This is a genomic window from Roseococcus sp. (assembly GCF_965227005.1).
In the GTDB taxonomy this organism is placed as follows: domain Bacteria; phylum Pseudomonadota; class Alphaproteobacteria; order Acetobacterales; family Acetobacteraceae; genus Roseococcus.
The window spans coordinates 157,760-171,614 of record NZ_CBDDFJ010000037.1 but is presented as its reverse complement, the minus strand read 5'-3'; the positions used below and the strand labels follow the sequence as shown (position 1 = coordinate 171,614).

Annotated in this window: 12 protein-coding genes; 8 read left to right on the top strand and 4 right to left on the bottom strand. The window is 72.5% G+C overall.

From position 1 onward, the window contains the following. Window positions 1-18: 18 nt before the first annotated feature. The 3 genes from ACO057_RS20560 to ACO057_RS20550 all read left to right on the top strand — a co-directional run bounded on the left by ACO057_RS20560 (window position 19) and on the right by ACO057_RS20550 (window position 5,697). Complete coding sequence (locus tag ACO057_RS20560; RefSeq protein ID WP_421994966.1) at window positions 19-4,296, top strand: DUF4011 domain-containing protein; 4,278 nt, start codon at window positions 19-21, stop codon at window positions 4,294-4,296. Between the two features lie 124 nt (window positions 4,297-4,420). Beyond that, window positions 4,421-4,996, top strand: coding sequence for a peroxiredoxin (locus ACO057_RS20555; RefSeq protein ID WP_421994964.1), 576 nt, complete (start codon window positions 4,421-4,423; stop codon window positions 4,994-4,996). A 170-nt stretch (window positions 4,997-5,166) separates the two neighbouring features. Continuing rightward, entirely contained in the window at window positions 5,167-5,697 is a 531-nt protein-coding gene (locus ACO057_RS20550; protein ID WP_421994962.1) for a carboxymuconolactone decarboxylase family protein, read from the top strand. Between the two features lie 42 nt (window positions 5,698-5,739). Here the strand turns inward: ACO057_RS20550 and ACO057_RS20545 are convergent, their stop codons facing one another. Further along, complete coding sequence (locus ACO057_RS20545; RefSeq protein WP_421994960.1) at window positions 5,740-5,868, bottom strand: hypothetical protein; 129 nt, start codon at window positions 5,866-5,868, stop codon at window positions 5,740-5,742. Next, window positions 5,865-6,440, bottom strand: a complete 576-nt coding sequence (locus ACO057_RS20540) for a DUF4865 family protein (protein ID WP_421994958.1) — start codon at window positions 6,438-6,440, stop codon at window positions 5,865-5,867. The genes ACO057_RS20545 and ACO057_RS20540 overlap by 4 nt, the downstream gene beginning before the upstream one ends. Window positions 6,441-6,544: 104 nt before the next feature. Between ACO057_RS20540 and ACO057_RS20535 the strand changes: the two genes are divergently transcribed. Beyond that, window positions 6,545-7,396 carry a LysR family transcriptional regulator gene (locus tag ACO057_RS20535; RefSeq protein ID WP_421994956.1) on the top strand — a complete coding sequence of 284 codons (852 nt, stop codon included), beginning with the start codon at window positions 6,545-6,547 and terminating at the stop codon, window positions 7,394-7,396. A 12-nt stretch (window positions 7,397-7,408) separates the two neighbouring features. Here the strand turns inward: ACO057_RS20535 and ACO057_RS20530 are convergent, their stop codons facing one another. Both ACO057_RS20530 and tsaD read right to left on the bottom strand, forming a co-directional pair. Further along, window positions 7,409-8,629 carry an MFS transporter gene (locus ACO057_RS20530; RefSeq protein WP_421994954.1) on the bottom strand — a complete coding sequence of 407 codons (1,221 nt, stop codon included), beginning with the start codon at window positions 8,627-8,629 and terminating at the stop codon, window positions 7,409-7,411. A 51-nt stretch (window positions 8,630-8,680) separates the two neighbouring features. Beyond that, window positions 8,681-9,718, bottom strand: coding sequence for a tRNA (adenosine(37)-N6)-threonylcarbamoyltransferase complex transferase subunit TsaD (gene tsaD, locus ACO057_RS20525; protein WP_421994952.1), 1,038 nt, complete (start codon window positions 9,716-9,718; stop codon window positions 8,681-8,683). Here tsaD and hemC point away from each other — a divergent pair. From hemC to ACO057_RS20505, 4 genes are read left to right on the top strand one after another with little or no spacing between them, the layout of a single operon-like run. Then, window positions 9,693-10,739, top strand: a complete 1,047-nt coding sequence (gene hemC, locus ACO057_RS20520) for a hydroxymethylbilane synthase (protein WP_421994950.1) — start codon at window positions 9,693-9,695, stop codon at window positions 10,737-10,739. The genes tsaD and hemC overlap by 26 nt on opposite strands. Continuing rightward, window positions 10,732-11,424: a uroporphyrinogen-III synthase gene (locus ACO057_RS20515; RefSeq protein ID WP_421994948.1), complete on the top strand. Its 693-nt coding sequence runs from the start codon at window positions 10,732-10,734 to the stop codon at window positions 11,422-11,424. The genes hemC and ACO057_RS20515 overlap by 8 nt, the downstream gene beginning before the upstream one ends. Then, a complete protein-coding gene (locus ACO057_RS20510) occupies window positions 11,421-12,554 on the top strand; it encodes a hypothetical protein (protein WP_421994946.1) in 1,134 nt (377 codons plus the stop codon). Before ACO057_RS20515 ends, ACO057_RS20510 begins: the two co-directional genes overlap by 4 nt. Window positions 12,555-12,560: 6 nt before the next feature. Further along, complete coding sequence (locus ACO057_RS20505) at window positions 12,561-13,811, top strand: heme biosynthesis HemY N-terminal domain-containing protein (RefSeq protein WP_421994944.1); 1,251 nt, start codon at window positions 12,561-12,563, stop codon at window positions 13,809-13,811. The last annotated feature ends 44 nt before the right edge of the window (window positions 13,812-13,855 follow it).

Genomic DNA, 13,855 nt, shown 5'->3' with positions numbered 1-13,855 from the left:
ATCCGGATGCACATTTCCATGACCCTCGCCGACACCCTGCAGCAGGCGCGCCGCGCCCTGATCGACCTGTCCACGCGCAACCGCCTGCTGAGCCTGCCGGCGCAGGGCCGCGCGCGCGGCGTGATCCGCATCGACGACGAGGATGCCGGCTTCGTGTGGGAGCAGCTGGCCGCCGGCAAGGCCTTCGGTTTCGAGGCCGGCACCGCGAGCGAGGCCAAGGGCCGCAAGCGCTCCGAGGGCGTGGCCACGGCCAAGCCCGAGACCACGCGCGAGGACGCCCGGCGCGACACCCAGCTGCGCGTGGCGCAGACGCCCGAGGAGCTGGCGCGCCGCCTGCGCAACCTCATGTCCGACGCCCGTGGCGCGCGCGAGGAAACCGGCGTGCCGAGCCTCTTCCTGGCCGTCGGCAGTCTGGTCTGGCGCGACCCTGCGACACCGGGGACGGAGCGCGTCGCGCCCCTGCTGCTCATCCCCGCGACGCTGGAGCGCGAGGGCGTCAGCAACCGCTTCCGGCTGCGCGGCGATCCCGAGGAGGCGGTCGAGAACCTCTCGCTGCGGGAAAAGCTCGCCACGGATTTCCGCATCACCCTGCCGGAATTCGCGGCCGAGGGCTGGGCGGCGAAGGTCACCGCCGCCATCGCCGGGCATGACGACTGGCACGTGGATCCCGACGGGCTGGCGCTCGGCCTCTTCGCCTTCGCGAAGTTCCTGATGTGGCGCGACCTGGATCCCGCCGCGCATCCCGGCCTGCTGGAGCATCCGATGCTCCGCCGGCTGCTCGACCCCGTGGCCCCACCGCCGGAACAGCCGCCCTTCGCCGACGATGCGGATGTGGATGCGGCCATCCCGGTCGAGCGGCTGGATCACGTCGTCGAAGTGGATGGCAGCCAGGCCCTCGCCGCCGAGGCGGTCCGGCGCGGCCACAGCCTCGTGATCCAGGGCCCGCCCGGCACGGGCAAGAGCCAGACCATCGTGAACATCCTCGCCCAGGCCGTGCTGGACGGGCGCAGCGTGGTCTTCGTGGCCGAGAAATCCGCCGCGCTGGAAGTGGTGAAGCGACGGCTGGAGGCGCTCGGCCTCGGCGCGGCTGTGCTGGAGCTGCATGGCGACAAGCCGACCAAGCGCAGCGTCCTGGATGAGCTGCGCGCGACCCTCGCCTTGCCGCCGCCGCCGCTGCCGCAGCGCGAGGCCGCCGTGCAGCGCCTGGGCGATCTGCGCGGCCGGCTGAACCGCCATGCCGGCGCGATGCGCGACACGGTGGGCGAGACGGGCGTCACCGTGCAGGAGGTGATCGCGCGGCTGGCCGCGCTGCGTGCCTCGGGCGCGGCGCCGCCGCCCTTCCGCATGGACGCCGCCGAATGGGATGCCGAGAGGCTGCGGGGGATGCACGCCGGCGCGCGCGAGCTCGCGGCGCATGCCGCCGGCGCGCGCAGCCCATGGCGCGGGATCTCACCGGCCCTGGATGCCATCGCGGCCAGCCGCTTCCAGGCGGAATTGCCGCGCCAGATCCGCGCCCTCGCCGCCGCGCCCGGCACCATCGCCGAGGCCCAGAACGCCCTCGCCGCCGAAGCCTTGCGCGCCGATGCGCCCCTCCGGCCCGAGGGGATCGAGGCCGCCAAAGCGCGCCTCGCCGACCTCCGCCTGGTCGCGGCCGCGCGGATCGAGCCGCGCTTCCTGCCGGGCGCGCTGGCCGCGCCGGGCCTGGCCGCCGCGCGTGGCACGCTGGCCCAATCCGGCGGGCTCTTCGGCTTCCTCGACGGCGCCCGGCGCGACGCGAAGGCCGCCATCGCCGCCGCCCTGCGCGACCCGCAGGATTCCGGCGCGCTGGAGTCCCTACTCGCCGCCCAGGCCGCGCAGACGCGCCTCGGAGACGGCCCGGACGAGGCGAAGCTCGTCGCCGGGCTCGGCTGGTTCGAGCAGCATGGCGCGGCCTTCGACACGCCCCCCGCGAGCCCGGCGCAGCGCGACGCGCTCGCCGCCTGGACGGCCATCCGCGAGACCACCGGCCTCGAAGCGCCGCCCACCTTCGCCGCTCTGGCCGAACGCCTCGCCGCCATGGCCGCCGAGCCCGAGGCCCTGGCGCCCTGGCAGGGCTGGTCGCGCGCCGTGGCGTCCGAGCCCGCGCTCGCGCCCCTCGCCGAAGCGCTGGAAACCGGCGCCATCGCGCCCGCCGATGCCGAAAGCGCGCTGGACTTCGCCGCCCTCGAGGCCCTGTTCCGCGTGGCGATGCGCGAGCACCCCGAGCTCGCGGCCTTCGACGGCACCGCCGCCGACCGCCTCGTCGCCGATTTCCGCGAGGCCGATGCCGCGCGCGTGCGCCTCGCCCGCAGCGAGGCCGCGGCCAAGCACGCCGAACGCCTCACCGCCCTGCGCCAGGGCGAGGAAGGCCCCGCGCTGGCCTTCCTGCGCGGCGAGTTCGAGCGCAAGCGCGGCAATGCCCCCATCCGCACCATCATGACCCGCGCCGCGCCGCTCATCCGCAAGGCCAAGCCGATCATGATGCTGAGCCCGCTGACGGTGGCGCAGTTCCTGGCCAATCCGCATCACGCCACCATGCCGGGCTTTCCCATCTTCGACCTGATGGTCATGGACGAGGCCAGCCAGATCGAGCCGGTGGACGCGATGGGCGCCATCGCGCGCGCCAACCAGATCGTGGTCGTCGGCGACGACAAGCAGATGCCGCCCTCGCGCTTCTTCCAGCGCATGACCGAGGACGACGAGGAGGAGGCACCCGATGAGGATGCCGTCCTGCAGGCCCGCGACGTCGAGAGCATCCTCGGCCTCGCCAATGCACGCGGCATCCCCGGCGCCATGCTGCGCTGGCACTATCGCAGCCGGCACGAGAGCCTGATCGCCACCTCCAATGCGGAGTTCTATGGCGGCCGCCTGCTGGTGCTGCCCTCGCCGCGGCCGCGCAGCCCCCAGCTCGGCCTCTCGCTGGTCCGGGTGGAGGGCAAATTCGTCGGCAGCGCCAATGCCGCCGAGGCCCAGGCCGTCGCCGAGGCGGTGATGCGCCACGCGCGCGAGACGCCCGACGACACGCTGGGCGTGGCCGCCTTCTCCGTCACCCAGCGCGACGCGATCCTGGACGCGGTCGAGACCCTGCGCCGCGCGAGCCCCGAGACCGAGGCCTTCTTCACCGCCCATCCCGCCGAGCCCTTCTTCGTGAAGAACCTCGAGAACGTGCAGGGCGACGAGCGCGACGCCATGCTGATCAGCGTCGGTTACGGACGCGACGCGAACAACCGCCTCGCCATGCGCTTCGGCCCGCTCTCCGTGGAGGGCGGCGAGCGGCGGCTGAACGTGCTCATCACCCGCGCCAAGCGGCGCTGCATCGTCTTCTCGGGCATCGGCGCCGACGAGATCGACCTGACGCGCGCCGGCGGGCGCGGGGTGGCGGCGCTCAAGGCCTTCCTCGGCTTCGCGGCGGGGAGCGAGGCGCGCGACCTGGATGCCGGCCAGGCCTCGCCCATCGGCGCGCTCATCGGCGGGCTCGTCACCGAATCGGGGCGCGTGGCCGTGCCGCATCTGGGGCTGTCCGGCCTCTTCCTCGACGTCGCCGCGCGCGGGGCGACCGGCTTTGACCTCGGCATCGAGATCGACGGGGCCGACTGGTCGGCCCTGCGATGCGCCCGCGACCGCGACCGCGGCCGGCAGGCCGCGCTGGAGGGGATGGGCTGGAAGCTCGCACGCAGCTGGTCGCTCGACTGGCTGAACCAGCCCGAATCCGCCCAGGCCCGGCTGCGCGGGCCGCTCGGGCTCGCCGCGCCGGCCGCCGCGGCCGTCACCGCCGATCCTGGCCTGGCGGCCCCCTATGCGGAGACCGCGCTGGAGAAGCCGCCGGAGAACCGGGCCGAGCTGGGCCAGCTGGTCGCCACCATCATCGCGACCGAGGCGCCGATCCACCCGGATGCCATCGCCGAGCGGCTGCGCCTGCTCCTGGGCACGGCCGCGCCGGATGCGAAGACCTTCGCGGCCACGCTGCACGAGGCAAAGCTGTTGCACGGCGCGCGCGAGGAGGCCGGCTTCTGGTTTGGCGAAGACGCCGCGCCCCTCGTCCCGCGCGACCGCCGCGCCGCCGCCGCCTTCACCCGCCGCCCGCCGATGATCCATCCGGACGAAGTGGCCGCCGCGGCCAGGCTTCTGCTCGGCCTTCAGCCGCAGGCGACGGAGGAGGAGCTGGCCGGCGGAATCACACGGCTGCTCGGCCTGGATCCGGTCGCCACCCCTGCCATGGCGGCGCGTCTGGCCATGCTCCTGGGCTCGGGACAGGTGAAGCTTGCCGCAGGCCGCTGATCGATTAAGTCAATGATAATGCCCAAAACTATTCATTGGCAAAATGCATGTTGCACCGCCATATAAAGTCCAGGGAGCGCAGGAATGCCCTCCCAGAGATGTTACTTCCGAGGAGAGACACTGCATGCTGACCGTTGGCGATAAGTTCCCCAGCTTCGATCTGAGCGCCGTCAAGGGCGGGCCCGAGGGCCTCGGTGGCCCCGGCAAGTCCTTCATCCAGGTCTCGAGCGAGAGCGACCCCGGCCAGTGGAAGGTCGTGTTCTTCTGGCCGAAGGACTTCACCTTCATCTGCCCGACCGAAATCGCCGCCTTCGGCAAGCTCTCCGGCGAGTTCGCCGACCGCGATACCGTCTGCTACGGCGTGAGCATCGACAGCGAGTTCGTGCACCTCAACTGGCGCATCCACAACGAGGACCTGAAGGATCTGCCGATCCCGATGCTCGCCGACGTGAAGCGTGAGCTGAGCACGGCCCTGGGCATCCTCGACAAGGACGCCGGCGTTCCCCTGCGCGCCACCTTCATCGTCGATCCCGCCGGCATCATCCAGCATGTGGGCATCAACGGCCTGAACGTCGGCCGCAACCCGCAGGAGACGCTGCGCATCCTCGACGCGCTGCAGACCGACGAGCTTTGCGCCTGCAACTGGACGAAGGGCGAAGACGCCCTGAAGCCGCAGGAGCTGTTCGAGAAGGCCGCCTAAGCCAGACGACCCCACGGCCGCGCGGCGTTCCACCACTCTCCTCGCTGCGCGGCACTCGAGGGGGCTCCCCCCGCCCCCTCTAGCCTCCCGTCCCATCGCCAACCGGCGATGGGACGGGACCGGCCCCTTCCGCTTTCCCCACAATTCAAGCCCTTTGGGAGCCCCGCGCCATGTCGCTGGAATCGCTGCGCAACGACCTGCCCGAATACGCCAAGGACCAGAAGCTCAACCTCGGCACCCTGTCGACCGAGCCTTCCCTGACGCAGCAGCAGCGCGCCGGTACCTTCGTGGCCTCCGCCATCGCCAGCCGGAACCCGCGCGTGATGCGCGCGATCGTCGCCGAATTCGGCCCGCAGCTGAGCTCCGAGGCGCTGAATGCCGCCAAGGCCGCGGCCTCGGTGATGGGCATGAACAACATCTACTATCGCTTCGCGCATCTGGTCGGCGGCGACTACATGACCATGCCGGCCAAGCTGCGGATGAACGTCATCGGCAAGCCGGGCGTGGAGAAGGTGGATTTCGAGCTCTGGTCGCTGGCCGTCTCGGCCATCAACGGCTGCGGCATGTGCATGGAAAGCCACGAGAAGATCGTGCTGCACGGCGGGCTGAGCAAGGAGCAGGTCCAGGCCGCGGTGCGCATCGCCTCGGTGGTCCATGCCACGGCCGTGACGATGAACGCCGAAGAGGCGCTCGCGGCCTGATCGCCGCTGCCGGCGCGGGGCGCTCCCGCGCCGGCCCCTGCTTCAGATGACGGCCTTCAGGATCGCCACCATCGCGATCGCCCAACCCATGATGATCGCGGCGGCGATCGCGAACCCGGACAGATGGGCGCGAAGGGCCTCTCGCGGCCTGAGGCGGGCTTCGCAGGTCATGGCTCAGACGCCCGCGGCAAGGTGTCGAGCAAGGGCCGCGCGAGATGCAGGATCTCGTAGACCGTGCCGGCCTCCTCCTGCTCCGTCTCCGACAGCAGGATCCGCGTGAGGCTCCAGGTGCCGACATCCACCCCGATCGATGCCGCCACGGTCCTGGGCCGTCCGGCAGTCGCGCGGTTTCGTTCGATCTCCTCGGCGAACACCGCCGTCAGATCTGCGTCGGGCGGCAGCGCCACGTCCTGCCGGTAGGCGAAGCGGGCCTCGCCGGCCTCGCCCCGGCGCGCGTCCAGGGCGATCCGCGTCTCGATGGCGGCGCGCCCGAAGGTGTCCGTCACCGTCTTGAACCGGCCCGTCACCAGGAAATCCCGGAAAGCCTCGTCGCGCCGCCAGAGGTAGAGGGAGGAGTATTCGTTCGCGAGGGCGCCAAGGCGACCGGCCTCCCGCAGGATGAAGCCCTTGAAGCAGAGCTCGGGCATGTCGTCCCAGAGCGGGCCGCGGCGCTTCGCCCGCGCACGGATATTGGCCATGTCGTAGTCGGCCGGCAGGCGATGGGCGTAGTGCGCGATGAGCATGTCGGATCCCTCGATGGTGTCCGATGAATTTGCGCTCGCTCCGGTGAGGCGAAAACGTTATGAATGCACATATCAATGATTGCATTCGGCGAATGACAGGCGTCATGAAGTCGCTCGATGTCGAAGCGGTCCAGGCCTTCCTCCTGGTCGCCGACCTGAAGAGCTTCACCCGCGCGGCGGAGGCGCTGGGCTCCACCCAGTCGGCCGTGAGCCTGAAGATCAAGCGCCTGGAGGACGGGTTGGACCGTCGCCTGCTCGAGCGCACGCCACGCATGGTCCGCCTCTCCGCCGATGGCGCCGCCTTCCTGGGCGCCGCGCGCGCGCTGGCCTTGGCCCATCAGACGGCCCTCAATGCCTTCGCCGTCGAGCAGCGGCGGCTGGTGGTCGGCCTCAGTCACCACATTGTCGGCGCCGAGCTGCCGGTTCTCCTCAGGCGCATGAACGGCTCCGAGCCGGGGCTGGCGATGGAGGTCCGGATCGCGGCCTCACGGGAGGTTCTGGCCGATTTCGACGCCGGCGCGCTGGATGCCGCCGTCGTGCTGCGTCATGACGGCGAGCGTCGGGACGGCGAGATCATCCACCGGGAATCCTTCGGATGGATGGCCGCGCCGGATTTCGAGCATCATCCCGACCGGCCGCTCAGGCTGGCCATGCAGGCCGAGCCGTGCAGCGTTCGCCGCATGGCCGTCTCCACGCTCGACATCGCGGGGATCGCCTGGTCGGAGGTCTTCACCGGCGGGGGCGTCACGACGATCGGCGCGGCGGTTTCGGCGGGCCTCGCGGTGGCGGCTCTCGGGCGGCGAGTGGCGCCGGCCGGAACCGTGGACATCGGTCCCCGGCTGGGCCTGCCGCCGCTGCCGGCCCGCGACATCGTGCTCTACTCGAATCTCGTCGATCGCCAGGCGCGCAATGCGCTCAGGGCCCTGTCCGCCGCGATCCGCGCGACGGTGAACTGAGGCAGGCCGGGCCTATTCCGCCGGCTGCATCGGCATCCGCCGCGCCAGCGACAGGCTCCGCGCCCCGCCCGCGCAGAGCAGCGACAGCACCAGCAGGATCGCCACCACCGGCAGCACCAGCCAGGTGAAGCCGTAGTCGATCAGCAGCCCCATCGGCACCGGCATCAGCGCCGAGCCCAGCGGCAGGCCCGCGCTGACGAAGCCGAAGACCTTCCCGATCTCGCCCGGCGGGCAGGCGTCCTTGAGCATCACGTCGCGCGGCGTGCGGGACGAGCCCATGCAGATGCCCGCCACCAGCGTGACCACGGGCAGCAGGAATTCCGGATAGGGCATCACGCCCAGCGAGAGCAGCAGGCCGCCCGCCACCAGCGTGAGCATGGTGACGAAGCCCATGAGGTTCCCGCCGCCCTTCTTGTCCGTGTACCAGCCGCCCATCAGCGTGCCGCAGGTGGCACCCACCATGTATCCGGTCAGCGCCAGCGAGGCGACGGCGATCGGCGTGTTCCACAGCTTGCCGAGCACCGTGATCAGGAAGGCCGAGATCCCGGCGCCCGACATGGCCGAGAGCAGGAAGAAGGCGAAGAAGGCCAGGATGGGCTTGCTCAGCAGCAGCTCGCGGCTGCTCACCTTCTGCGCGCCGCGCGCCTTGGGCTGGTCGCTCAGGATGCGCGCCTGGAAGAGGATCGCCCCCACCACCGGCACGCCGAGCAGGCCCAGCAGCAGCAGCGCATGCCGCCAGTCCATCACGAGCAGCAGCAGCGCCACGGTCGGCGGCGCGAGCGCGAAGCCGAGATTGCCGGTGAAGGTGTGCAGCGCGAAGGCGCGGCCCACGAATTCCTTGCGGATGGAGCCGGCGAGGATGGCGTAGTCGGCCGGGTGGATCACCGAATTGCCGATGCCCGAGAGCACCGCCAGCGCCAGGATCATCCGGAAGTCGGTGGCGAAGGACATGGCGCTGATCGAGAGCGCCATGATCAGCGTGCCGCCGACCAGGAAGCGCCGCGCGCCGTATTTGTCCACGAGGAAGCCGACCGGCGTCTGCAGCACGGCCGTGGTGGCGCTCATCAGCGCGACGGCCAGGCCCAGCATGGCGAAGGACACCTGGAACTCGTCGCGCCAGACGAGGAAGAGCGGCGCGAGGCACAGCATGTAGAAGTGCGAGAGGAAGTGGCCCGTGCCGATGAGGGCGCAGATCTGCGCGTCGCGCTTGGGGGTCAGGATGGCTTCGCTCATCCGGCCAAGCTGTCGGTCGCCCTGGCCGGCGTCAATATAACGAGCGTGGCGTTACCGGAACTTCATGGGTGGGCGCAATTCGTCCAGCGGCCAGCGCGGGCGCGGCGCCAGCGACACGGCATCCGCCTGGCCGGCGCGCAGGCGCTCCAGCCCGGCCCAGGCGATCATCACGGCATTGTCGGTGCACAGGCGCAGCGGCGGGGCGAGCAGCGGCAGGCGCGTGGCGGAGGCGAGCGCGGCGCGCACCCCCTGGTTGGCCGCGACCCCGCCGGCCACGACCAGGGCCGTCGCCTCGGGCAGCATCTCCAGCGCATGGCGGGCACGGTCGGCCAGCACGGCGGCGACGCTGGCCTGGAAGGAGGCGGCGATGTCCTCGGGCCGGAACTCGCTTTTGGCCACGGCATGGGCGACGGCGGTCTTGAGGCCGCTGAAGGAGAAATCGCAGCCCGGACGGCCAAACATCGGGCGTGGCAGCTTCACGGCCTTTGGGTCGCCTCCGGCTGCCAGGCGTTCCAGATGCGCGCCGCCCGGCCAGGGCAGGCCGAGCAGCTTGGCCGCCTTGTCGAAGGCCTCGCCCACCGCATCGTCCAGCGTGGTGCCGAGCCGGCGATACTCGCCTAAGCCCAGCACGGCCACGCACTGGCAATGCCCGCCCGAGACCAGCAGCAGCAGATAGGGATAGGCCGGCGCCTCCGCGAAGAGTCCGGGGAGGCGCGCCGTCAGCGCATGCGCCTCCAGGTGATTCACCCCGATGAAGGGCAGCCCCGCGCCGAGCGCCAGGCCCTTGCCGTAAGTGGCGCCCACCACCAGCCCGCCGATCAGCCCCGGCCCGGCCGTCGCGGCGATGCCGCCGAGGTCGCGGAAGCCCAGCCCCGCCTCGTCCATCACGCCCTGGACCAGCCCGCCCAGGCGCTGGAGATGCGCCCGCGCCGCGATCTCCGGCACGACGCCGCCGAAGCGGCGATGCTCGGCCAATTGGGTGAAGACCGCCTCGGCCAGGATTCGCCCCTCGCCGTCGAGCACGGCGGCCGCCGTCTCGTCGCAGCTGGATTCGATCCCCAGGATGGGAGGCATACGGGTTCCGTTCATCACCGCCGCCCTATATGACGCGGCGATGTCTTCCGCCATGCCCGGCTCGGTTTCCGCGCCCCATTCCAAGATGCGGTCCCTGCCGCTGCGCGTCGGAACGCGCGCCTCGCCGCTGGCCCTGTGGCAGACGCGGCATTTCCTCGAGATCATCCTGGGCTTCTGCCCGGTGCTGCGCGGCGTGAACGCCTTCGAGGAGCACGCGATCCGCACCACGGGCGACGCGATCCAGAATCGCCGCCTCTCGGAGATCGGCGGAAAGGGCCTCTTCGCCAAGGAAATCCACGAGGCGCTGCTCGACGGGCGCGTGGATTTCGCCGTCCACAGCCTCAAGGATCTGGAGACGGAGATGCCGCCGGGCATCGTCCTGGCCTGCACCCTCAAGCGCGAGGATGCGCGCGACGCGCTGATCCTGGGCCCCGGCTGCAGCACGCCCGATGCGGGCGATCCCTATGCCTGCCTGCCCGCCGGCGCCGTCATCGGCTCCTCCTCGCTGCGGCGGCAGTCGCAGCTGCTGGCCGCCCGGCCGGACCTCCAGGTCGTGACCCTGCGCGGCAACGTCCAGACGCGGCTCGCCGCCATTCACGCCGGCGAGGTCACCGCCAGCCTCCTCGCCCTCGCCGGCCTCCGGCGCCTGGGGCTGGAGCACGAGGCGGCGCTGGCCCTGGACCCCGAGGCCATGGTGCCCGCCGCCGGGCAGGGCATCGTCGCCATCACCTGCCGCGAGGGCGATGCCGAGCTGCTGGAGCTGCTCTCGGGCATCGAGGATCAGGAGGCCTCCGCCGTCTCCAAGGCCGAGCGCGCGCTGCTCGCCGCGCTCGACGGCTCCTGCCACACGCCGATCGGCGGCCATGCGCGCCTGCTCCCGGACGGGTCGCTGCATCTGACGGGCCTGATCGCCCGGGCCGATGGCAGCTTCCTGCTGAAGCGCACCATCCATGGCGCCGTGGCCGATGCGCGCCGGCTGGGCCGGGCCCTGGGGGAGGAGCTTCGCCTCGACAGCCCCGCGGATATCTTTGCCTAGCGGCGTCCTGATCACCCGGCCGGAACCGGGCGCCGCCGAGACCGCCTTGCGCGTCGCAGCACTCGGCTGGCGGCCGGTCCTCGCCCCCGCGCTGGTGCTGGCGCCCCGGCCGGTCCGGCCCCCTCCGGCCCAGGCCCTGCTGCTCACCAGCCGCGCCGCCGCCCGCGCGCTTTCGCCCTGGCCGATACCGGTCTTCGCCGTCGGCGAGGCGACGGCCGAGGCGGCGCGCGCCCAGGGCTTCACGGATGTCCGCGCCGCCGAGGGCGATGCCGTCGCCCTGGCCGCCCTTTGCGCCGCGCGCCTCGATCCGGCGGCGGGTCCGCTGCTGCTGGCGGTGGGCGCGGGCTATTCGCTCGACCTCGCCGCCGCCCTTCGCCGCCATGGATTCCGGGTCACCCGCCGCATCGCCTATGCCGCTGTGGAAGCGACGGATTTGTCGGTGGACGCCGTCCTCGCCCTTCGCAACCGCGAAGTCGCGCATGCGTTGTTCTTCTCGCCGCGAAGCGCGAGGTGTAGCCTCCGCGCCCTGATCGCTTCCGGCCTGTCGGAAGGCCTGCGCGGGGTCGAGGCGATCGCCATCTCCCCGCGTGTCGCCGCCGTTCTGGACGGGCTGCCCTGGCGCTCCATCCGGACCGCCCGGCGGCCCGACCAGGATCACATCTTGGAGTTGCTTGGCCCGCCATGACGCCTGACACCCAACGCAAGCTCCCCATCGATCCCGCCTGGATCGCCCTGGCCGCCGCCGCCGTGGTGCTCATCGGCGTCTCCGCCTGGCTGACGCAGTCGCGCCCCGCCTCCGAGAGGCCGGCGGAGCACCGCGCCGAGCCCGCCGTGGTCGTGCCGAATCCGCTGGAGGCCCGGATTGCCGAGCTTGCCGCCCGCCTCGCCGCCAGCGAAGCCGCCACCGAGGCCGCCCTGGCCCAGCTGCGCGCCCGCCCGACCGGCGATCCCGCCGCCGTTGCCGCGCTGAACCAGCGGATCGAGCAGGGCCGCGCCGCGGCCAGCCAGGCGCTGGACGGCCGCGTGAAGAGCCTGGAGGACGCGCTCACCCAGCGCCTCGGCGAGGGCCAGGCCGCCCTGGGCCGGCGGATCGAGGCGATGGAGCAGGCCGCCTCGCAGCGCGCCGCCGCCGATCAGGCCGAGGTCCGCCGCCTTGAGGCGCTGGAGCGGTCCGCCGCCGAACGCGCCGCCGGCGAGCTGGCCCTGGGCCGGCGCGTCGAGGCGATCGACCAGACGGCGACGCAGCGCGCGGCGCAGTTCGAGCAGACCCTCAGCCAGCGCCTCGCCGCCGTCGAGCAGAGCACGACCGAGCGCGTGGCCCCGATCCAGGACGCGCTGCGCCGCCTCGGCGCCAACGAGGCGCGCACCGAAAGGCTGACCACCCTCGGCGCGCTCCGCACGCTGCTCGATGGCGGGCAGCCGCTGGGTGCCGCCCTGCCGCGCCTCGGCGGCACGCCGCCCGAGGCCCTCGCCCGCTACGCCACCGCCGCCCCGCCGACCGAGGCCGCGCTGCGGCTCAGCTTCGAGGAGGCGGTGCGCCAGGCCCGCGCGGCCACCCAGTCCCAGGAGACGCTGACTTCCCGGCTGAACTCGCTGCTGACCGTCCGTCGCGGGGACGAGGTGATCTGGGGCGACAGCTCCGAGGTCCAGATCGAGCGCGCCCGCCGCGCTTTGGAGGCCGGCGATATCGACGGCGCCGTCGTCGCCCTGGCCCGCCTGCCCGAGGCGAACCGCGCCGCCCTGCGCGGCTGGACCGCCGAGGCCGAGGCGCTGGTCGCCGCGCGCGCCGCGCTCCGCACCCTCGCGGCCGGCTGACCGCCCATGCGCAGCGTCATCAAGTTCCTGGTCGTCCTCGCGCTTGTCTTCGCCGTGGTGCTCTGGGTCGCCGGCCTCGACGGGCAGATGGAGATCCGGCACGGCGAATGGTGGATCGGCATCTCCCTTCCGGCCGCGATCGTGCTCGCCGTCGCGCTCTTCCTGGTGCTGCACGCCTTGCTGCGCATCGTCGGCTGGCTGCGCGGATGGCCGGAGCGCCGCCGCGTGCGCGCCCGCCTGAACGACCGCGCTTTGGCCGAGATCGGCCTCACGCGCGCTCTGGTGGCCCTGGCCGCCGGACGCCCCGAGGCCGCGCGCATCGAGGTCGCCCGCGCCAAGGGCCTCGCGGGCGCAACACCGCAGCTCCTGCTGCTGGAGGCCGAGGCGGCCCGCTCGCTCGGCGATGACGAGGGCGCGGCCAAGGCCTTCGAGGAGCTCGCCGCCCGCGCCGATTCCCGCTTCCTGGGCCTGCGCGGCCTGCTGCGCCAGGCCGAGGCCCGCGAGGACTGGGACAGCGCGCGGCAGATCGCCGCCGAGGCCCAGGCCGTGGAGCCCAAGGCCGAATGGCTGCGCGCCGAGCGCTCCGAGGTCGCGCTGCGGCGCAAGGACTGGGGCGAGGCGCTGGCGCTGTCCAGTTCCGAGGCGCCGCGCGCCAGCCTCACGCTCGCCGCCGCCGAGCAGGAGCCCGAGCCGGCCAAGGCCGCCGAGCTGGAGCGCCAGGCCTTCATGGCCGATCCCGCTTTCTCGCCCGCCGTTCTGGCCCATGCGCGGCGGCTCACCGAGGCCGGCAGCCCGCGACGCGGACGCGCGGTGCTGCAGCAGGGTTGGGACGCCGCGCCGCATCCCGACATCGCCGCCGCCTTTCTGGCCCCCGAGGAAGACCGCATCCGCCGCGTGAAGATGGCCGACGACCTGACCCGCAATACCACCGCCCATCCCGAGAGCCGGCTGCTGCGCGCCCGTGTCTCGCTCGATGCCGGGCTGACCGGCCGCGCGCGGCAGGAGCTCGTGGCGCTGCGCGACAGCGGCCATGCCGACCGGCGTGGTTACGACCTGCTGGTGGAACTGGAACGCGCCGAGCACAGCCCCGACGCGGCGCGCGAGAAGGAAGCGGCCTGGCTGCGCGAGGCAGCCGAGGCCCCGGCCGAGCCGATCTGGCGCTGCGGCCATTGCGGCACCGAGCATCGCAGCTGGAAGCCGCTCTGCGACGCCTGCAACACGGCGGGCGCGATCAGCTGGAGCGGCGCGGGTCGCTAGAGCATCATCCGACCAGACGGAATCGTCTGGTCGGATAAAGATGC

Excerpts from the sequence above, each read along its gene's own strand:
- ACO057_RS20560 (WP_421994966.1), top strand. The coding sequence starts at position 19 with ATGACCCTCGCCGACACCCTGCAGCAGGCGCGCCGCGCCCTGATCGAC.
- ACO057_RS20555 (WP_421994964.1), top strand. The coding sequence starts at position 4,421 with ATGCTGACCGTTGGCGATAAGTTCCCCAGCTTCGATCTGAGCGCCGTC.
- ACO057_RS20550 (WP_421994962.1), top strand. The coding sequence starts at position 5,167 with ATGTCGCTGGAATCGCTGCGCAACGACCTGCCCGAATACGCCAAGGAC.
- ACO057_RS20545 (WP_421994960.1), bottom strand. The coding sequence starts at position 5,868 with ATGACCTGCGAAGCCCGCCTCAGGCCGCGAGAGGCCCTTCGCGCCCAT.
- ACO057_RS20540 (WP_421994958.1), bottom strand. The coding sequence starts at position 6,440 with ATGCTCATCGCGCACTACGCCCATCGCCTGCCGGCCGACTACGACATG.
- ACO057_RS20535 (WP_421994956.1), top strand. The coding sequence starts at position 6,545 with ATGAAGTCGCTCGATGTCGAAGCGGTCCAGGCCTTCCTCCTGGTCGCC.
- ACO057_RS20530 (WP_421994954.1), bottom strand. The coding sequence starts at position 8,629 with ATGAGCGAAGCCATCCTGACCCCCAAGCGCGACGCGCAGATCTGCGCC.
- hemC (WP_421994950.1), top strand. The coding sequence starts at position 9,693 with ATGGGAGGCATACGGGTTCCGTTCATCACCGCCGCCCTATATGACGCG.
- tsaD (WP_421994952.1), bottom strand. The coding sequence starts at position 9,718 with ATGAACGGAACCCGTATGCCTCCCATCCTGGGGATCGAATCCAGCTGC.
- ACO057_RS20510 (WP_421994946.1), top strand. The coding sequence starts at position 11,421 with ATGACGCCTGACACCCAACGCAAGCTCCCCATCGATCCCGCCTGGATC.
- ACO057_RS20505 (WP_421994944.1), top strand. The coding sequence starts at position 12,561 with ATGCGCAGCGTCATCAAGTTCCTGGTCGTCCTCGCGCTTGTCTTCGCC.